The sequence below is a fragment of the Bordetella sp. H567 genome (assembly GCF_001704295.1).
In the GTDB taxonomy this organism is placed as follows: Bacteria; Pseudomonadota; Gammaproteobacteria; order Burkholderiales; family Burkholderiaceae_B; genus Bordetella_C.
In genome coordinates, this window is sequence record NZ_CP012334.1 from 1,603,631 (window position 1) to 1,623,492 (window position 19,862).

The 19,862-nt window shown below is 65.6% G+C and carries 17 protein-coding genes; 5 read left to right on the forward strand and 12 right to left on the reverse strand.

Going from position 1 to position 19,862, the window contains the following annotated elements; all coding sequences use genetic code 11:
- The first annotated feature begins 184 nt into the window (after positions 1 to 184).
- The 5 genes from AKI39_RS07295 (at position 185) to AKI39_RS07315 (ending at position 6,477) form a co-directional block, all read left to right on the forward strand.
- Positions 185 to 907, forward strand: coding sequence for a response regulator transcription factor (locus AKI39_RS07295; RefSeq protein WP_066634085.1), 723 nt, complete (start codon positions 185 to 187; stop codon positions 905 to 907).
- Positions 904 to 2,406: a sensor histidine kinase gene (locus AKI39_RS07300; protein WP_066634086.1), complete on the forward strand. Its 1,503-nt coding sequence runs from the start codon at positions 904 to 906 to the stop codon at positions 2,404 to 2,406. The genes AKI39_RS07295 and AKI39_RS07300 overlap by 4 nt, the downstream gene beginning before the upstream one ends.
- Before the next feature lie 202 nt (positions 2,407 to 2,608).
- The gene (locus AKI39_RS07305) at positions 2,609 to 4,237 is read left to right on the forward strand and encodes a glucosamine inositolphosphorylceramide transferase family protein (RefSeq protein WP_066634088.1); all 1,629 of its coding nucleotides are present in this window, start codon (positions 2,609 to 2,611) and stop codon (positions 4,235 to 4,237) included.
- A gap of 540 nt (positions 4,238 to 4,777) precedes the next feature.
- Complete coding sequence (locus tag AKI39_RS07310; protein WP_066634090.1) at positions 4,778 to 5,557, forward strand: helix-turn-helix transcriptional regulator; 780 nt, start codon at positions 4,778 to 4,780, stop codon at positions 5,555 to 5,557.
- Between the two features lie 239 nt (positions 5,558 to 5,796).
- Positions 5,797 to 6,477: a helix-turn-helix transcriptional regulator gene (locus tag AKI39_RS07315; RefSeq protein WP_066634092.1), complete on the forward strand. Its 681-nt coding sequence runs from the start codon at positions 5,797 to 5,799 to the stop codon at positions 6,475 to 6,477.
- 57 nt (positions 6,478 to 6,534) lie between these two features.
- Here AKI39_RS07315 and AKI39_RS07320 read toward each other — a convergent pair whose 3' ends face one another.
- The 12 genes from AKI39_RS07320 to AKI39_RS07375 form a co-directional block, all read right to left on the reverse strand.
- Positions 6,535 to 7,785 (reverse strand): glycosyltransferase WbuB, encoded by a 1,251-nt coding sequence (locus AKI39_RS07320; RefSeq protein WP_066634094.1) that lies wholly within the window; start codon positions 7,783 to 7,785, stop codon positions 6,535 to 6,537.
- Positions 7,782 to 8,342 (reverse strand): putative colanic acid biosynthesis acetyltransferase, encoded by a 561-nt coding sequence (locus AKI39_RS07325; RefSeq protein WP_066634095.1) that lies wholly within the window; start codon positions 8,340 to 8,342, stop codon positions 7,782 to 7,784. Before AKI39_RS07325 ends, AKI39_RS07320 begins: the two co-directional genes overlap by 4 nt.
- An 18-nt stretch (positions 8,343 to 8,360) precedes the next feature.
- A complete protein-coding gene (locus AKI39_RS07330) occupies positions 8,361 to 9,254 on the reverse strand; it encodes a glycosyltransferase family 2 protein (protein WP_066634096.1) in 894 nt (297 codons plus the stop codon).
- Entirely contained in the window at positions 9,251 to 10,405 is a 1,155-nt protein-coding gene (locus tag AKI39_RS07335) for a glycosyltransferase (protein WP_066634098.1), read from the reverse strand. The genes AKI39_RS07330 and AKI39_RS07335 overlap by 4 nt, the downstream gene beginning before the upstream one ends.
- Positions 10,398 to 11,753: an O-antigen ligase family protein gene (locus AKI39_RS07340; RefSeq protein WP_066634100.1), complete on the reverse strand. Its 1,356-nt coding sequence runs from the start codon at positions 11,751 to 11,753 to the stop codon at positions 10,398 to 10,400. The genes AKI39_RS07335 and AKI39_RS07340 overlap by 8 nt, the downstream gene beginning before the upstream one ends.
- 9 nt (positions 11,754 to 11,762) lie before the next feature.
- Entirely contained in the window at positions 11,763 to 12,668 is a 906-nt protein-coding gene (locus tag AKI39_RS07345; protein WP_066634105.1) for a glycosyltransferase family 2 protein, read from the reverse strand.
- A 25-nt stretch (positions 12,669 to 12,693) separates the two neighbouring features.
- Positions 12,694 to 14,010 carry a lipopolysaccharide biosynthesis protein gene (locus tag AKI39_RS07350; protein ID WP_066634110.1) on the reverse strand — a complete coding sequence of 439 codons (1,317 nt, stop codon included), beginning with the start codon at positions 14,008 to 14,010 and terminating at the stop codon, positions 12,694 to 12,696.
- A gap of 47 nt (positions 14,011 to 14,057) precedes the next feature.
- On the reverse strand, positions 14,058 to 15,011 hold the full coding sequence (fcl, locus tag AKI39_RS07355; protein WP_066634111.1) for a GDP-L-fucose synthase: 954 nt from the start codon (positions 15,009 to 15,011) through the stop codon (positions 14,058 to 14,060).
- 4 nt (positions 15,012 to 15,015) lie between these two features.
- On the reverse strand, positions 15,016 to 16,128 hold the full coding sequence (gene gmd / locus AKI39_RS07360) for a GDP-mannose 4,6-dehydratase (RefSeq protein WP_066634114.1): 1,113 nt from the start codon (positions 16,126 to 16,128) through the stop codon (positions 15,016 to 15,018).
- A 208-nt stretch (positions 16,129 to 16,336) separates the two neighbouring features.
- On the reverse strand, positions 16,337 to 17,761 hold the full coding sequence (locus tag AKI39_RS07365) for a mannose-1-phosphate guanylyltransferase/mannose-6-phosphate isomerase (RefSeq protein ID WP_066634116.1): 1,425 nt from the start codon (positions 17,759 to 17,761) through the stop codon (positions 16,337 to 16,339).
- On the reverse strand, positions 17,758 to 18,261 hold the full coding sequence (locus AKI39_RS07370; RefSeq protein ID WP_066634117.1) for a GDP-mannose mannosyl hydrolase: 504 nt from the start codon (positions 18,259 to 18,261) through the stop codon (positions 17,758 to 17,760). Before AKI39_RS07370 ends, AKI39_RS07365 begins: the two co-directional genes overlap by 4 nt.
- Positions 18,251 to 19,660 carry an undecaprenyl-phosphate glucose phosphotransferase gene (locus AKI39_RS07375; protein ID WP_066642407.1) on the reverse strand — a complete coding sequence of 470 codons (1,410 nt, stop codon included), beginning with the start codon at positions 19,658 to 19,660 and terminating at the stop codon, positions 18,251 to 18,253. The genes AKI39_RS07370 and AKI39_RS07375 overlap by 11 nt, the downstream gene beginning before the upstream one ends.
- Positions 19,661 to 19,862: the final 202 nt, after the last annotated feature.

The window sequence follows — 19,862 nt, forward strand, 5'->3', positions numbered from 1 at the left end:
TGGCGGGACTCCGAAGGCGGCGGTGCGGGCGAAGAGGGCGGTTTGCGAGCAAATTATGCCGCCGCCATGCAGGTGCAAACTTAAATTAACCGTGATATTCCCGCGCTGGCGCGGCCGGTGGCTTGCCGCTGCGCGACAATAGCGGCCGTCGGGCCACACCGCAGGCCCGGACGCCCTTGCCGATATGACCTCGCCCAAACGCATCCTGATCGTCGAAGACGATGCCCACATCGCCGAACTGCTGCGGCTGCACCTGCGCGACGAAGGCTATGACGTAGTCCATGCCGCCGACGGTGACAGCGGCCTGCGCCTGCTCGAGGGCGGTGGCTGGGACCTGCTGGTCCTGGACCTGATGCTGCCGGGCGTGGACGGACTCGAAATCTGCCGCCGGGCACGCGCCATGGTGCGCTATACGCCCATCGTCGTGACCAGCGCCCGCGCCAGCGAAGTGCATCGGATCATCGGCCTGGAACTGGGCGCGGATGACTACCTGGCCAAGCCGTTTTCGATGCTGGAGCTGGTGGCGCGCGTGAAGGCGCTGCTGCGCCGCGTGGACGCGCTGGCGCGCGATGCCCGCATGGAGGGCGGCGTGCTGGACATCGCCGGCCTGCGCATCGATCCGCTGGCGCGCGAGGCCTATGTGGACGGCAAGGCGGTGGACCTGACGCCCCGCGAATTCGATCTGCTGTATTTCTTCGCGCGCCATCCGGGCAAGGTTTTTTCCCGCATGGACCTGCTGCACCAGGTGTGGGGATACCAGCACGACGGCTACGAGCATACGGTCAACACCCACATCAACCGGCTGCGGCTGAAGGTCGAGGCCGACCCTGCGCAACCGCGGCGCATCCTGACGGTATGGGGCAAGGGCTACCGCTTCGCCGCGGCCGGTAGCGGAGACGACGCATGAAACGGCTGAGCTTGTCGCAGCGCCTGTCGCTGGTTTTTGCCGTGCTGCTGTTGGCATGCACCGCCGCCGCGGCGTGGCTGCAGGTCAGCGCCAGCCGGATGCGCGAGGAGGAAACCGCGCAGCGCCTGTCCATCGGGCTGGCCCGGCATATCGCCGACAGCGCGCCTTTGATGGATGCGGAAGGCCTGCGCCCGGCCGCCGTGCGCGAACTGTTCGACAAGCTGATGGCGGTGAATCCCAGCGTCGAAGTCTATCTGTTGTCGGAAGACGGCCATATCGTCGGCGACGCGGCGCCGCGCGGGCACCTGAAACGCAATCAGGTGGATATCGAACCGGTTCGGCAGCTGCTGGCCGGCGCGCCCCTGCCCATCCTGGGCGACGATCCGCGCAGCCCGGCCGGACGCAAGGTCTTCGATGCCGCGCCCTTGAAGGTCAACGGGCAGGACGCCGGCTATGTCTATGTTGTGCTCCAGGGGGAACGCCGCGATGCCGTGGCGGCAAACCTCGGGGCCAGTGCCGCGACGCGCACGACGCTGCTGTCCCTGGGGCTGGTCGCCTTGTGCTGCCTGATCGCCGGGCTGGTCGCATTCGGCCTGATTACCCGGCCGTTGCGGCGCCTGACCGCGGTAGTGCGGGATTTCGACGGCAATGAAGCGGCCGCCACCGCCACCTTGCGGGCCTCGCCCGCCACGGCCATGCCGCCGGCCGGCGGAGACGAAATCGGCGTGCTGGAGCAGGCCTTCCGCCAGATGGCCGCACGTATCGCGGAGCAATGGCGCGAACTCAGCCGCCAGGACCAGCAGCGTCGCGAGCTGGTCGCCAATATTTCGCACGACCTGCGCACGCCGCTGACCTCGCTGCACGGGTATCTGGAAACGCTGCTGATGAAGGCCGATAGCCTGGACAGCGCGGAGCGCCGCCGCTACCTGGAAATCGCGCTCGGCCAGAGCCGCAAGGTTGGGCGGCTGGCGCAGTCCCTGTTCGAACTGGCGCGCCTGGAATCGGGATTGATCCAACCGGATAAGGAGGTGTTCGCGTTGCCCGATCTGGTGCAGGACGTCTTCCAGAAGTTCGAACTGGCGGCCGAGGCGCGCGGCTTACGCCTGGCGGCAGGATTCGATCGCGATCTACCGCCCGTGCAGGCCGACCTCGGGATGATCGAACGCGTCCTGACCAATCTGCTCGACAACGCCATTCGCCATAGCCCAGCCGGTGGTACCGTGGACGTTCGCATGACGGCGGCCGATGGCGCCGCCATGGTCACCGTCAGCGACGAGGGGCCCGGCATCCCCGAACCCCTGCGGGAAAACCTGTTCACGCGCGCGTCGGTATGGCGCGCGGATCGCCGCCAGACCGGCGGCCTGGGCCTGCTTACCGTGCACAGGATTCTGGCGCTGCACGGTTGCGACATACGGCTGGTGCCCCACGCCGGCCGCGGCGCCGTCTTCGAGTTCCGCCTGCCCGCGCGGGCCGTCTTGTCGACAATTCCGGACGTCTAGCACCGACGCCACCAGTAGGCACAAGGCACCGCGCGGTCGCTCCTGTACACCGATAGGTGTATGGCCGTGCTTTCGACCTAGGATACGCCGCAAGCATGATCGCACGTCCGTCCTAGGATGAACGCATTCTGGAGCTCTCGCATTACTGCGCGCACTATCTTCGCGGTGTAGGTATGACGTGAACGCTGGAACCGGATACGACATGGACAAAAAGACCATTGCGTTACTCGTGAATGCCACGAATCAGGCGGGGTGGGTGCATGACATTGCCCAGTGGCTATCGCGGGATGAGCACTTTCACATTGCCGCGCTGATCGTCGCGGGTGACGCCACCCCATCCACGGAACGCAGCCTGCCCTGGCCGCGCGACCCGCTAGGCACCGTGGCGCGGCTGGAGTCGCGCATGCTGGAGACGCGGCATCGCGCCCAGCTGGCGACGAGCGAGCTGAGCGCATCGCTACCTGCCGATACACCTGTGGTGGCCCTGGGCATCACGCGCGGTGCCGGTGGACAGGTGGTCGCGGATACCGCGCAGCTGCGCGCGCTGATGGCGTTGAACCTGGATGTGATACTCATCCTCGGCGCGCCGGCGATACGGGGCGAACTGGCCTCGCTGCCGGCGGCGGGCGTATGGATGCTGGTGCATTCCGAGCTGAAGGACCAACTGGATCTCGCCCATGCCGGCTTCTGGGAGGTCTACCAGCGTGCCGACTACACCACGGTCAAGTTGTGGCGCGTGGGGGCGACCGAACAGGCCGACGAGCTGCTGGATGCGCGGAGTTTCAATACCGAGGTGTTCTGGCTGAAGAACCGCGCGCGCGCCCTGAGCCTGGGAAATCTGATGATCTTCGATACCCTGGAGGCGATGGTGAGTCCCGAGCGGCGCAAGCAGCCGTCATCGTCCCTGCAGATCCACACGGCCATGACGCGCCCGCTGCCTGTGCAGTGGGATGGCGCCGCCTACCTGGCGCGTCAGGCATGGCTGGCCTCGAGCATGGTGCTGCGGCGCGCCATGAAGCGGAACGTGCGATGGCGCATCGGCATGTGCCCGACCGGGCGCCAGGAAGTCGTTACCTCCGAGGCCGCGGTGATGGAGCCGCCCAAGGACCGTTTCTTCGCCGACCCCTTCGTGTATACCCGTAATGGACAACCCTATATTTTCTTCGAGGATTATTACTTCCGTGAACGAAAAGGGAAGATTTCCGTCGCGACGTATATCGATGGCCAATTCCGCTTTCTGGGGGTGGTGCTGGACCTGCCCTACCACCTGAGCTTTCCCTATATTTTCGAGTATTCGGGCCATACCTACATGGTTCCGGAAACCTGCGGTAACCGCACCATCGAATTGTGGAAGTGCAGCGAGTTCCCGTTGAAATGGGAACTGCACTGCACACTGATGAATAATATTTCCGCCGTCGATACCATCGTTTTCCCTTATGGGGGACACTGGTGGCTGTTCACCAACATCGACCGTACCGACGGCGTGAGCCATTGCGATGAGCTGTTCGCGTTCTACGCCGAACGGCCGGATACGGACCACTGGACCCCGCACTCGCAAAATCCCATCGTGCATAGCCCCATCAAGGCCCGCAACGCAGGGATGATCCTGGCCCCGGACGGCAGCGTGATCCGCTGCGCGCAGTCGCAGGGCTTCCAGCATTACGGCAAGGGCGTATCGCTGAACCGGATAGAAGAGCTGACGCCGCACACCTACCGGGAGGCCGACGGGCCGGTGCATTACCCGAATTTCCTGCGTAAGCCTTTCGCATCCATGCATCATTGGCACCACCACGGCGGGCATACCGTGTTCGACTTTGCATTTATGGAATAACAAGTACCGGAAAGCGTTACCGCGCGTGGCGCGCCGGTAAACGGCGCTCCCCCGCGGCATTATCACGGCGCATCGCACGAAGCAGCAGCAGCGTAGCGCCGCTCCCCCTCGAAACCCGCATGAAACAAGGCTTGGAGCTCAACATGAAGACACAACTCGCCCTGCGGCACTTGCAAAAGCTTGCAGTCCGACTCCATTCAAAACTCTTTTAGTTCCGCTTTTAAACCAGCGCGGCGGCATGTTTATTGGTGCGGAAAAAATCAGGAACAGCGGCGCGGCGGGCACCCGATTGATACTAACGGATGACTTCGCTTCCTGTCGGTTTATGTCGATTGGACAAGCTTGATTTTGAACGGGGCTAACCATAACATGAGTGCGTCATCCAAACGATGACTACTCAAGTTTCGGTCGGTTCCGCCAACGTCTCGTCCATGTGGTCGGCAGGCACACCGAACAAAAAAATAGCCGCCGTGTGTTTGCGCTACGTACCATTCACTGCTGCACTCTTGTTGCATCTAATGATGTCCTATGGGGAAAGCTATGTCGAAAATGGTCTTGATCGAGGCTCATCCACTCTTGAGGTTGGGCTTGCGTCAAATTCTGGGCAAGGTTGAAGGCGTGTGGGAAATCGTCGGACTGGATCTGGCGAATCTGGACGAAGCCGCGGAACAGAACCGCGGCGCCGAATTGCTTATCTTCGGTTTGCCTATCGAAACCGAAGCCGGTTGGCAGGCACTGGCGGACGTGCGTCGCGTTCTCGCGCCCAAGCGCATCCTCCTGCTGGTGGACAACATGCCTATGCAGGCCTTGTCCCGCCTTCCGGAGGGCAGCATACATGGCTGTCTCCTGAAAACGGCGTCGATCGAGGTGCTTGAGGCGGCCATAAGGCTGGTCATGGCGGGCGGGCAATGCTTCCCCAGCGGCCAGATGGCTCAGGCGCCCGCGACCGCCGAAGCGCCCGTCGCGGCCACCGCCTCGCATGCGCAACCCGCCGCCGCGATGCTGATGTCGGCCGAGGGCGACCACGGGACGGGCCAGAAGATGGCGATGCCGATCACGGCCGGCGCGCAATTGCTGAAGATCACGCCGCGGCAATACGAAGTCCTGGTGCTGCTGTCGCGCGGCTATCCGATCAAGACGGTAAGCCGCATGCTCAATATTTCGGTAGCGACGGCGAAGACCCATGCCTGCACGCTGTACCAGCGGCTACAGGTCAAAAACAAGGGGGAGGCGGTATATACGGCCTTGCAACGTGGCGCCACGCTGGATTGGGATTCGGGCGGCGCCAATGGATCCAGTTATGAGCGCAGCCGACTCTAGCGCGACAGGATCGCGGTTCAGGTCGCACTTCGAAGCAAGCTTCCGATGAGAGTCGGGGCTTGCTTTTTGCATTGGGAATACGGTCGTTGAGCCCCATGCGTCTGCCGTCATCCGCACGACGGAGGTGCATCGTGGCGTGCCGCTGATACGATGGCGCAGGCCGTTCCCTAGCAAGCCGCGATCGATCCGATCCGCGCCATGGCTGGGACGCTCAGCACATCGTGAGAGGCTCCCGGCGAATGACTACCGTCCTGATCGAGGAATACGCCATTCTGCGCATCGCCATCCAACATATATTGGAGACGGCACGCAGCCCTGAAAGCGTCATGGCCATGGCGCCGCAGAAGTTGAACGAGTTGTCCTTATCCGCGGTGCGCCCGGTGGAGTTGCTGGTTCTGGGCATCGCGGGCGTGACGGACAACGATCTGCATTTGTTGTCGACATCGATGAGCCTGCTGGCACCGCGCCATACGCTGGTGCTGCACGATGCCCTGGACCCGCGCTTCATGCTGGAGGCGGCCCGTACGGGCGTCTGTGGCCTGCTGCCCAAGTCTTCGACAACCGAGGCGATCACCGCGGCCGTGCACCTGGTGCTGGCCGGCGGGCAATGCTTTCCGCGCACCATCGTGGAGGCGACGCAGGCCACGCCGCACCTGCCGGGACGCGGCCACGCGGCCATACGCATGCTGACCCCCCGGCAGGAGGAAATCCTGCGCCTGCTGGCGAAGGGCCGCACGATGCGCGAGATCAGCCGCGAGATCGGCATTTCCGTCGCCACGGTCAAAAGCCACGCGCGGACGCTGTATTGGAAACTGAATGCGCGGAACCAGGCAGAAGCGGCCTATATCGCCGTGCAGGAAGGGTTGTTGCGGGACGAGCCGACGGGCGGCCATACCGAGGAACCGCCCCCCGGCTCATAGCGGCCCTCGGGCCGGCGCGGCGCGAACCGCCTGCCCCTCCGGGGCAGGGGCAGGGCGCTATTGTGCTTTTTGGACCGCGGTGCCTGGCGGTGCGCGCAGCGCCATCAGCTGCTGTTCCAGGCGGTCCAGGACGGTATCGGTATGCAGCTGCGCCTTCGCATAGCGCAGTGCGGCGCTGCCCAGCGCCGCGCGCCGCGCGGGCGAGCCGGCCAGGCGCAGCAGCGCGCGCGCCATGGCGCGCGGATTCTCCGGTTGCACGATGACGCCGCACTGGGCCACGACCTGGGCAAGCTCGGTGCCGGGTGCGGCGCCGCAGATGACCGGTTTGCCGCTGGCCAGCATGCCGGTCAACTTGGATGGCATGACCAGGTCGGCTGCGCCGGCGCGCTGGGGCAGCAGGTGCACATCGGCCGTGGCCAGCAGCGCCGGCAGGTGCTCGGCCGGTTGCAGGGGTAGGAAGTGCACCTGGGACAGGTCCGCGCAGCGGCGTTGCAGCGCCTCGCGCTGGTGGCCTTCGCCGCAGAAGATGAAATGGATGTCCGGCCGGCGGCGCAGGATATAGGCGAGGTCCGCCAGCGTTTCCAGGCCCTGCTTGCCACCCATGTTGCCCGAATAGACCGCGACGGTGGCATCGCGCGGAATGCCGAGCTGGACGCGATAGTCCACCGCCGCGCCGCCGGCGCGGGCGGCGTCCACGTCTATCCAGTTGGGGAACAGCACGAGGCGGGCCTCGTCGATGCCCTTGTGGCGCGCCAGTGCCAGCATGCGGGCGGAAATGGTGGAGACCCGGTCGAAGCGCCGCATCAGCCAGCGTTCCATGCCGCCGACCAGCCGCTGCAGGCGGCGTCCTTTCAGCAGCCCCAGTTCAAACGCCGCATCGATTTCATAGTCCTGGATGTGCAGCCAGGCATGGGCGCCGCACAGGCGGGCGGCGGCGACGGCGGCCGGCGCGCAGAAGAGCGGCGGCTCGATCACCATGATGACGTCGGGCCGCCGGAGGGCGCAGGCCAGCAGTAGGGGCAGGCTGGACAGGGCGAAGGTGGCCAGGTGCAGCAGGCGCTTGGCGCCACCGGGCTTGGGCGGCACCCAGAGCGGGGCGCGCAGCACCTTGACGCCCTGCCAGGACTGGGCGGCGTAGCGGCCGGCGCGGTAGCCGGGCTGTACGCGCCATTGCGGGTAGTACGGCGGCGCGGTGATGGCGGTGACCTGGTGGCCGCGCGCGGCCAGCCAGGCGGCCATGTCGCCGGTGTACTTGCCGGTGCCGGTGAGCTCGGGCGCGAAATTGATGCCGTACAGGACAATCTTCATGGAAGCATCCGCACGCGCGGCCGTATCGGGCGGCAGGGTGTTCCGTGGCAGACCATGTCCGACGGCATATCCTTGAAGACCGAGCTGCGCGCGCCGATGACGGCGTTGCGGCGTATGGTCACGCCTGGGGCGATGAAGACGTCGGTGGCGATCCAGGCGCCGTCCTCGATCACGATGGGCTTGCCGCGGATGGGGAACTCGGGCTGGGCTGCGTCATGGTCGCCGGCGCACAGGTAGCCCCGCTGCGACACGACGGCATGCTGGCCGATGTCGATATCGGCCAGGCTGTACAGAACGACGTCGTCGCCGATCCAGGAGTAGTCGCCGATGCGTACTTTCCAGGGGTAGGTAATCTTCGCGCTGGCGCGGACCAGGACCTTGTGCCCCACCTGGGCGCCGAACAATCGCAGCAGGAAGCGGCGGAAGCCGTACGCGAACTGCGGCGAATAGCGGAACGCGGTGCTTTGCACCATCCACCACACCTGCACGTAAAGGGCGTTCCGGCCGCGGAAGCCGGCGGGCAACTGGAAAAGATTGAGTCTCTGGAAAGTGTCCATGGCGCCGGCTCCATCTCGTTAGTGTGTGCCGCCGCGTACGGGGTCGGCTCCCGTGTCGGCCGCGGGGGAGGCAGCGGCCATCGCTGCGCGCAGCTCGCGCGACTTGATGCCGATCTGCCAGTAATACATGGACCGCGCCACGGCGTAGTCCAGGCCAGCCTTGCCGTCGAGGAAACCCAGGCGCAGGACGTAGCAGTGCACGAAAGCGGCCGCGGCCTTGAAGGGCATGGCGGCAAAGATCCGCTTCATGACGGAGCGCAGCCCGATGTTGGCCTCGCGCGGGTCGTTCAGCAGGCCCTTGACGCGCAGGCTGGCTTCCCAGTCGGAATACTTGTTGTGCTTGTCGAAGTAGTGGAACAGGCCGTCGTGGTCATGGTGGGCCATACGGTGCTTGAGCAGGAATACCGGGCCGTTGACCTGCGGCTGGTAGTGGCCTTCGACTTCCCACATGTTCGCGACGTCCAGATCGTTGTAATCGAGGAAGCGCGAGCGGGCACGCGGCAGCAGCACCAGCTTGTAGACGCGATGGCCGTGGTTCAGCAGCTTGCCGCAGAAGACATAGTTGAAGCCGACGAAGGCCCCGCCGGCACCCTGGGCGAATCGCGGCAGGCAGTCGTTGATCTCGCGCGCCAGCTCGGGGGTCATGACTTCATCCGCGTCCACGTAGAGCACCACGTCATGCGAGAAGGGCAGGTTGTCCAGGCACCATTGCTTCTTCTTGGGATACCTCCGGTTCCATTGGAATTGAACGACGCGCGCGCCCAGGCCGGTGGCGATCTCCACTGTCCGATCGGTGCTGTGGGAGTCGACGACGAAGACTTCATCGAAATCGGCCAGTGCCCGCAGGCACTTTTCAATGTTCCGTTCCTCGTTCTTTGTCATGACGATGACGGATACTGGTACACGGGTCATGTGCGTGCTCCTACGCGGTCCAGCGCCTGCTTGCCCAGCAGGGGCCGGAACAGATCAGCCACGTTGCGGCAATGGCGTTCGAGGGAAAAGTCGGCGGCCCGCTGCGGGCCGAGGTCGGCGAGGTGCTCGCGGCGCGAGCCATCGTCGGCCAGCGACTGGATGGCGCGCGCCACGGCGGCCGCATCGCCCACGGGGACGAGCTCACCGAACTTGCCGTCCTCCAGGATCTCGGCTGGCCCGGACGGGCAGTCGGTCGCGACCACCGGTATGCCCAGGCACAGCGCTTCCACCAGCACGATGCCGAAGCTTTCGCGCTCCGAGACCGACAGGAAGATGTCCGCGCCGGCCAACATGGGGAAGGGATTGTCGATGTGGCCCGCCAGGCGTACGGGACTGCCCGGCCGGCGCGACGCGATCTGCGCTTCGAATTCGCCGCGCTGCGGGCCTTCGCCGATGATGGTGAAGACGATGCCGGGATCGTTCAGCAGGCAGGCCGCGTCGATCAGGGTCTGGAAGCCCTTGTTCCTGACCAGCCGCCCGACGGACACCACGTGTATCTTGCCGTCGCGCGGCAGCGTCTGGCCGGCGGCGCGGGCTTGCGCGCGTACGTCGTCCAGCGGGATGCCGTTGTAGATGTGCCGGCACTTGTCCCGCAGCGCCGGCGCCATGGCGAGCAGGTCGCGCACGACGCCGCGCGACACGCCCACCACGTCGTCATGCGCGCCGTAGCAGGTGCGCAGCATGGTGCGCTTCAGCGTGCCCATGCTGGTGGACCGGTAGTGCGCGGATGGGCTGTTGTGTTCGAAAGCCACCGTGCGGAAACTGCCGGGCATCAGCGTGCGGGCGGCGGCGACCAGGAGGTTGCAGATCAGGCCGTGCGAACAGACCACGGCGGGCCGTTCCCGGCGGATGGTGGCCATCAGGCTGGCCAGGCACCACGGCGCGGACAGCTGCATGGCGCGATTGCTGAGCTTGCGCGCGACGCCGCGGGTAACGGTGGCCTTGCTGGGCGTGAACTCGTGCTCGATCTCGCGCATGCAGAACAGCGAGGTCGTCAGCCCGTGCCTGGGCAGTTCTTCCAGCATGAAATAGACGCATCGACCCACGCCACCGCGATGCAGGTCGGGAACGACGAAGAGGATATCAACCATGGTGCGGCAACCTCGGATAGGCGGATTTCCCGGGCGTTTGCCCGGACATGATCGGACGCGGGTCGCGGCGGGGCGGCCACGCGGGCGTTACGGGCCCTGCCGGCGCGGCGGCCCGGATGGCCGCCTCGTAAGGCGACAGTGGCGGACGGTAGTTGCGCAACAGGGACAGGCAGTAGGTCAACAGGAAACCCGTGAGGGCGGTCTTGGGCGCGTAGGCCAGTCCGCCGGACAGCGAGTCGATGAAGATGTATATCGGGACGCAGGCGATCAAGTAGCGCCGGTGCATATCCACGCCGGCGTTGCCGTTGCGCCGGCTGAGCGACAGCAGCATCAGCAGCAAGGGTGGCCCCATGATGACTATGCTGCCGATAAGGCCGAACTTCATCAGGTAGAAGGCCCAGGAGTTGTGCGCGAACGTGCCGAGCTCGAAACCGTTCTCGCCCATGACCCAGTAGCGGTAGCCGGCGCCGTGGCCGAACATGGGACGTTCGCGGAACTGGTCCATCTGGCCGTCGTACTCCTGCACGCGCGCGCCGTAGCTGGAATCGTCGTCCAGCGCCTCGACGGTCAGGACGCGGCTCTCCAGCACGTCCAGGTAGCCGATGGCGTAGAACACCAGCAGTCCGCCGATGATGGCCGGCGCGAAGATGAAGCTGACGCGTCGCAGGGCGCCCACCTTGCCGCCCAGCACCACGGCGATCCCTACCGTGACGCCCAGCTGCAGGTACTGGCTGCGGTTCAAGGAGAACACCAGGGCCATGAACAAGAACATGGTCAGGAAATACGCCGTGCGCGATTTCAGGCCCAGCACCTCGCGGAAGTACAGGATGGAGGTGATGGACATGGGGATGACCCAGATGCCCAGGGTGACGTCGCGCACCGGTTCGACGGTGCTGAACCCGATGGCCACCTTGGTGATCATCAGCGCCGCCACCGTCAGGCCCGAGGCGACGATGGTCCATTGCAGCTTGCGATAGGCCGCCGGTCCGTCGATGTCCTTGTAGCAAAGGTAGGGCGTGAGCAGGAAGTAGGCGACGATCCGCATATCGCGCGCCATGTCGCCCACTTCGACGCCCTGCGGCGGCGGGGCCATGTAGACCAGGTAGACCCATGCCAGCAAATTCAGCGCCATCAGCAGGGTGATGCGCGCGGAGGGCAGGGAATAAGCCGCGGGGTCGGTCAGCCGCACGAGCTTGACGGCCAGGATGGCCACGAAGAGCAGGTCGAAGATCGACAGCTTGAAGCCGCCCACCCCGATGACCAGCGCTTCGTTGCTCAGCGCCAGGGCGCTGAACACGAAGGCGCACAGCAGCGGTACGGTCGAGTAATGACGTTGGACGTGGCGCATGGCGGCTCCCTAGCGCGCGTTCCAGTCGTCGCGACCGGCTACTTTGTTCAGCAGCTTGTCGAACAGATAGTCCAGGTCTCCCTGGCGGGCGTGGGCGGCCACTTTCGCCGCCCGGCACGACAGGCCGAACAGCGGTCCGATGCCGGCCTCGGTGGCCCGGATGTCGCCGACGATCTGGTCGCGCTCTCGTTCCAGCACGTCCTGCAGCAGGGCGGTCTTGGTTTCCTCATGCACGGTATAGACGCCCATGGCGGAGGGCACGATCATGTTGGGCCCGTCGTGCAGCAGGCGGCTCCACAGTTCCAGGTCCATGCAATAGCGCATCTCTTCCTTGAGCAGGCCGTGGCGCTCCAGACAGTCGCGGCGGAACAGCGCGACCTGGTTGGGGATGGAGGCGCGGATCACGGCCAGCTTGGCGCGCGTCAAGGGGGTGTAGTACACCCGCCTGAAGACGCGGTTGTCGGCGTCCGCGATGTACAGGTGTCCGTTGACGATGGGCGGACGGTGCGCGGACGCGGCGCGTCCCAGCTTGACGAGCGCGCCGCGGCAATACAGGTCGTCGGAATTCTGCCAGCCGACGTAGTCGCCGGTGGCCATGGCGAAGCCCTTGTTGATGGCATGCGACTGTCCGCGGTCCTTCTTGCTTTCCCAATAGGCCAGGTGCGATTCGTACTTGCGGATGATCTCCACGCTGCCATCGGTGGAGCCGCCGTCCATGATGATGTATTCCAGCTTGGGATACCCCTGGTTCAGGACGGACAGGATGGTGCGCTCCAGAAAGCGCGCCTGGTTGTACGAAGGCGTGACGATGGTGATCTTCGGCAGGCTGTCGCTGTCCGGCGGCGGCGGGGGCACCTGCAGCCGGCTGACGAAGTTGACCAGCTCGCGGGTGGATTTCAAATGGCGCTTGCGCATCAAGGACCTCAGCATGGGCGAGAAACTAACGTGTTGCGGTGTGGGCGGGGACGAAAGGTGGGGGGCGCGACTGGCGCAAGGCAAGATAGATTCCATAGAGCGTCGTCAGCGAGTAGGCGATGCGGGCCCATCCGGCCGCGCTCTCGCCCACCGGCGCGACAAGCAGGAACAGCACGCAAACCATGCTGACGCCCGCCAGGCCGTTCAGGACCGCCACCGCGCGGCTGTTGCCCATGCCCAGCAGCGAGAAATGCGCCACCACGTTCAGCGAGAGCAAGCCGGCGGCCACGATCAGCAGGCGGAAGGTCGCCAGGTGTCCGGGCGTGTAGGCATGGCCCAGCATCAGGGAGAGCGCCGGTCCGCTGACCGCGAGCGCGACCGTGGTGCCCAGGATGGACAAGGTCAGGTTCACCGCCATCAGCCGGCGTACTTCGCGCGACACCGCGCGCTCGCCGTCGGCGCCGGCGGCCAGGTGGCTGACGCGCGGCATGGTTTTCTGGAATACGGCCACCGACGCGGTGTGGATCATCTGCCCCACTTGCGCGCCTACCGTATAGATGGCCAGGGTGGCCGGGCCCAGCAGCGAGCCCACCAGGATGCGGTCCACCGATCCGAAGGCGACGGCGCTCAGGCTGTTCAACCAGGACCAGCGCGAAAAGCGGAAGGCCGCGCCCATCGCGCCGCGGTCCGGCAGCGGACGGACCGCGTAATGGCCATCGCGTCGCGCGAACAGGTGCATCTTGATCAGCCCCGTGGCGAGCAGGCCGCCGGCCTGGGTCAGGCTGACCAGCGTGGGCGAGTGCGTGAGCATGGCTGCGCCGCAGGTGACCGTATAGGCGGTGAGGCGCCCGCCGACCTCGCACAGGGCCGTGGTGGCAAAGGCCTCGCGTCCCTTCAGGCAGCCGGTGAACAGCTGGTCGAACTGCTGGCTCAGGTAGACGGCCAGCGCGGGGAGCGCCAGCGTCGACACCGCGATGCCGCCGAAGGTGGCGTGGGGCCACAGCCACGACACGCCGCCCCAGGCCAGCAGCGCGAGCGCCGCGACGAAGGCCAGCGCGCAGGCCACCAGGGCAAAGCTGACGCCGGCGCCGTGCATGGCGCCGCCCGGCTCGTGCAGGCGCTCGGAAACCAGCTTGGTGCCGGTGACCGCCGCGCCCAGGTTGGCGACGTTGCCGAAGCCGGCCAGCGCCATGATCATGGCGAACTGGCCGAAGCCTACCGTGCCCAGCTGCCGCAGCAGGATAGGCGTGGCCGCCAGGGCGATCATCGGCCCCAGCCCGTATTCCATCAAGCCCCAGAAGGAGGCATTGCCCGAGATGTATTTCCTGACGAGCGCACGCATGAGCGCGATTCCCCCGTGTCGATTGCGCGAGCCCCTGGGAGCGGACCCTAGGCAAGCGGCAGCGCCTGCCGCGGGGCATGGCGCAGATAGTCGTGATAGGTGGACTGGATGCCCTGGCGCAGTCCCATTTCCGCACGCCACCCCAGGGCATGGATGCGGCTGACGTCCAGCAGCTTGCGCGGTGTGCCGTCCGGCTTGCTGGTGTCGTAGACCAGTTCCCCCTGGTAGCCGACCGCCTGCGCCACCATGGCGGCCAGTTCCGCGATCGATACGTCGGTACCCAGCCCGATGTTGTAGACGCCTTGGGCCTGTTCCGATTCCATCAGCGTCACGCAGGCGCGCGCCAGGTCGTCCACGTGCAGGAATTCGCGGCGCGGCTTGCCGGTGCCCCAGATGGTGACCGTGGGCGAGCCGTGTTCGCGCGCCTCGTGGAACTTGCGGATCAGCGCCGGCAGCACGTGGCTGCTTTCCAGGTCGTAGTTGTCGTTCGGCCCGTAGAGATTGGTCGGCATGGCGCACAGGTAACGCGCGCCATATTGGCGGTTGTAGGCTTCGCACAGCTTCAGTCCCGCGATCTTGGCGATGGCATAGGGCTCGTTGGTGGGTTCCAGCGGGCCGGTCAGCAGCGCGTCCTCGCTCATGGGCTGGGGCGCCAGCTTGGGATAGATGCACGATGATCCTAGGAAGAGCAGGCGGCGCACGCCCGCGGCGTAGGCGGCGTGGATGATGTTGCATTCCATCATCAGGTTGCGGTACAGGAAGTCGACGGGATGGTTCTGGTTGGCCAGGATCCCGCCCACTTTCGCGGCGGCCAGGTAGACCGTGTCCACGCGCTGTGTACAGAAGAAGCGGTTGACCTGGTTCTGGTTCTCCAGATCCAGTTCGCTATGCACGCGCGTAACGATGTTCCGATAGCCGCGCTGGCGCAGTTCCCGCTCGATGGCGGAGCCGACCATGCCGCGATGGCCGGCGACGAAGACGTGTTGATCCAGGTCAGCCATGGCGCTATTCCTTGTAGGCGTAGACTTCGTAGCCGTTCTGCTCGACCAGCGCGTCGCGTTGCGCTTCCTTCAGGTCGCTGGCGATCATTTCCTTGACCAGGCCCTCGAAAGAGGTGCGCGGCGTCCAGCCCAGCTTCTCGCGCGCCTTGGTCGGATCGCCCAGCAGCGTCTCGACCTCGGTCGGGCGGAAGTAACGCGGATCCACCCGCACGATGACCTGGCCCGGCTTGACGGCCTCGTAGGCGGGGCTGAGCAGCACGGTGGCCGTCTCGTTCACCCCTTCGCCTTCCCAGGCCAGCAGCAGGCCGAGTTCTCGCGCGGCGATGTTGATGAAGTCGCGCACGCTGTACTGCATCCCGGTGGCGATGACGAAGTCTTCCGGCTTGTCCTGCTGCAGCATCAGCCATTGCATCTCGACGTAGTCGCGTGCGTGTCCCCAGTCGCGCAGCGCGGACAGGTTGCCCAGGTAGAGGCAATCCTCCAGTCCCAGGGCGATGCGCGCCAGGGCCCGGGTAATCTTGCGCGTGACGAAGGTTTCCCCGCGGCGCGGCGATTCGTGGTTGAACAGGATGCCGTTGCACGCATACATGCCGTAGGCTTCGCGATAGTTCACGCAGATCCAGTACGCATACAGCTTGGCCACCGCGTAGGGGCTGCGCGGATAGAAAGGCGTGGTCTCCCGTTGCGGGACTTCCTGCACCAGGCCGTAGAGTTCGGAGGTCGAGGCCTGGTACAGGCGGGTACGATCCTCCATTTTCAGGATGCGCATGGCTTCCAGCAGGCGCAGCGTGCCCAGGCCGTCGGCATTGGCGGTGTATTCGGGTTCCTCGAACGAGACCCCCACATGGCTCTGCGCGGCCAGGTTGTAGATCTCGTCCGGCTGGACGGCCTGCACGATGCGGATCAGGCTGCAGGCGTCGGTCATGTCGCCGTGATGCAGCACGAAGTTGCGCGGGCTGGTATGGGGATCCTGGTACAGGTGATCGATACGGGCCGTATTGAAAAGCGAGGCGCGGCGCTTGATGCCGTGCACCTCATAGCCTTTGCCCAGGAGGAATTCGGCGAGATAGGCGCCGTCCTGGCCGGTAATTCCCGTAATCAGTGCCCGTTTTGGCATGGTTGTATCCTTAAGGCTGAGAGGTTCAAGAAGATTACTGAGGTCGTGCTAGCCGGGGTATCGGCCGGAAGGTCTAAGGCGCGGCCCGCGGACCGCCCCAAGAACGAGGCGCCGCGCCCCACGCATGAGACGCGGACACCCATATGGCTGAACAGAGCTACCCTCGCGTCGCCGCGCGACGTCCTCCCAAGGGAAAGCGCGCGTGCCCTCATACGCGCCCGTACATATCCTCGAAACGCACGATGTCGTCCTCGCCGAGGTAGGCGCCCGATTGCACTTCGATGAGTTCCAGGGGGATCTTGCCGGGGTTCTCCAGGCAGTGGACCTCGCCCAGGGGGATGTAGGTCGATTGGTTTTCGGTCAACAGGAAGGTGCGATCGCCGTTGTGGATGCGCGCGGTGCCCGATACCACTACCCAGTGTTCCGCGCGGTGATGATGCATCTGTGACGACAGGCGTGCGCCCGGCTTCACGGTGATGCGCTTGATCTGGTAGCGCGGACCCTGGCCGATGGAATCATAGGAACCCCACGGGCGCCGCACCTCGCGGTGATGCTCCATCTCGGAGCGATGCTGGGCGCGGAAGGTCTCCACCACGCGCTTGACGTCCTGCGTATGGTCCTTGTGCACCACCAGCACGGCGTCCGCGGTCTCAATCACCACGATGTTGTCCAGGCCGATGGTGGCCACCAGCCGGTTGGTGGCATGCACCAGGCAATTGCGCGAATCCTCGATGACCACGTCGCCCGACGTGGAGTTGCCCTCGGGGCACTTGGCGGCGATATCCCACACGGCGTCCCAGGCGCCCACGTCGCTCCAGCCGGCGTCCAGCGGCACGGCGACGGCACTGTCGGTGCGCTCCATGATCGCGTAGTCGATCGAGTCGCTGGGGCAGGTGGCGAAGGCCGCCGCGTCCAGGCGGAAGGCCGCGTCGTCGCCCACGCCGGCTCGCACCGCGGCGCGCACCGCGTCCAGCATGGCCGGCGCCAGCCGCTCCAGCTCCTGCACGAACACGGAGGCGCGGAAGGCGAACATCCCGCTGTTCCAGTAGTAGCCGCCATCGCGCAGGAACTGCGCGGCGCGTTCCGCGTTCGGCTTCTCGACAAAGGCCTCGACACGGCGCCAGGCGTTGTCGGAAGCTTCCGTACGCAGGTAGCCGTAGCCCGTCAGCGGGGCCGTGGGGCGCACCCCGAAGGTCACCAGCGCGCCGTCGCTGGCCGCCTCGTGCGCCACGCGGAAAGCCGTGCGCAGCGCTTCGCCTTCCTCCATCACGTGATCCGAAGGCACCACCAGCATGACGGGATCGTCGCCGTCGCGCATGGCGCGCAGGGCCGCCGCGGCGATGGCCGGCGCCGTATTACGGGCGCAGGGTTCCAGCAGCAGCTCCGGCTGGATTCCGTCCAGCTCCTGCATCTGCTCGGCGGCGATGAAACGGTGGGCGTCGTTGCACACCAGCAGCGGCCGCCGTGCGTCGGCATTGTTGGCCAGGCGCATCACGGTGTTCTGCAGCAGGCTGCGTTCACCCGTCAGGCGGATGAACTGCTTGGGCAGCAGCTCGCGCGATAGCGGCCACAGGCGAGAACCGGATCCGCCGCACAGTATGACGGGGCGAAACTCGGGATAGGGTCGAGTCATGGGTGTTGCTCCGTGAAATAGGCCTTCGTATAGGGGTGCACGTCCGGGTCCGTCGCGGCATCCTCGGGGGTGTCCCAGCGGTAGCCCAGGTGCTGGGTCGCGGGCAGGGCCGCGGCCAGCGGGCCGGATGGCAGCTGGACCTGGTATGCCAGCACCACGTAATGCGTCGACATGCCGGATTCACCGGCGAAGTTGACGTCGTAGAAGTGTTCGTAGACGCCGCGCAGGCGCCAGCGCACCGGCGGCAGCGACATGCCGAGTTCTTCATCCGCCAGGCGCCGCAGGGCCTGCGCCAAGGCCTCGCCCTTGCGGATGCGGCCGCCCGGAACGAACCACCGGCCCTGCGCGGGCGGATTGCCGCGCAGGCCCAGCAGATAGCGGCCGCGCGGGTCGCGCACCAGCAGGTCGATGGAGACCAGGGGGAGCATGTCCACGGCGGCGCGAAAGTGCTCCTCGCTCAGCCTGCCTCCGGCATGGGCCGCCTGCCGCTCAATAGACATTTTTTCCTGTCCAGCCCGACACGGCGGTCTTGGCGATGATGCGCAGGTCCATCAGGAAGGTCCAGTTCTGGATGTAATACAGATCGAACTCGACGCGGCTGCGCATCTTGTTGACGGTGTCGGTCTGCCCGCGATAGCCGTTCACCTGCGCCCAGCCGGTAATGCCGGGCTTGACGCGATGGCGCATCATGTAGCGGGCCACCACATCCTTGTATTGCTCGTTGTGCTCCAGCGCGTGCGGACGCGGGCCCACCACCGACATCTCGCCGCGCAGCACGTTGATGAACTGCGGCAGTTCGTCAAGGCTGGTCCGGCGCAGGAAGGCGCCGATGGAGGTTACCCGCGCATCGTCGCGCGTGGCCTGCGTGACGGTGCCGTGCTTCTCGTGGTGCACCGTCATGCTGCGGAACTTGTAGACGTTGAACACCTTGCCGTCCACGCCCAGGCGCTTCTGCGTGAACAATACGGGGCCGCGCGAGGTCAGCTTGATCAGCAACGCGATCGTCAGCAGCACCGGCGACAGGCCGAACAGCACGCAGGATGCGAACACGCGGTCGAAGATTTCCTTGGCCAGCCCGCGTATGCCGGCGGCGGGAAGACTGTTCAATTCGATGGCCGGAACGCCCAGGAATTCGTCCACGCGGTGTCCCAGCAGCCGCACCGACATCAGGTCGGGTATCCAGCGGACATCGATGCAGTCATGGCGCAAGTGGTAGATCGCTTCGCGCACCAGCTGGCTGTTTTCGACGGGCAGCGCGATCCAGACTTCGCGTACTTCCTGTTGGCGGATGAAGGCCGGCAAGTCCTTGAGCGATTCGATGCGACGGACCTGCGCCGGCAGGTGCTCCTTGGTATTGACGTGGATGCCGACGATGTCGTAGCCGGTGCCACGCGCCGCGGCGGCGCGCCGCCACAGGTCGTGGCCCAAGGTGCCGAAGCCGATCATCGCGACGCGCTTGCGATCCAGGCCGCGATCGCGCGCTTCGCGCAGGATGCCGTGCACGATGAGGCGCAGTCCCACCAGGCCCCCGGCCGTGCCGGCGTACCACGCCAGTGCCCACATGCGCGATATCGCACCGACCTGGTGGTTCACGAAGCTGATAAGAATGCCCAGCGCGAACACGGCGGTCCACGCGGCGAAGCTCCGCACGGACAGATCGAACAGGCTGCGGCCTCGCCATGAACTGTATAGACGAAACGCGGGGAAAAGCGCGATGGTGCAGAAGCTGCACAGATACACCAGCATCGCATGTATGGGTGCGACATCCGGTCCTTGGCGGACATCGAGCCATGCGGTCGCGACCAGTCCGACGCTCGCGACGACAGCGGCATCGGTCAATCGAAACAACAGACTCGTATCGGCAAGCCTGCCCGATACATTCACCGACGAAGTGTCCATGACGTGCTCCCATGCGATTCGGTCGGCGCGGCCGGCGGGCTGCGCGGCGCTGCAATATGGCGACCGAAAAATCATAGGGACCGGTCATGCACGTCGAAACGTCCAAAGGGCTTATGTGAGGTATTAGGCCATCAGCCCAATGTGCGGCTCCGCCAAAATCGCGTGCAATGTCGCAACCCGTTACGCGGCCGTAGTACCGCGA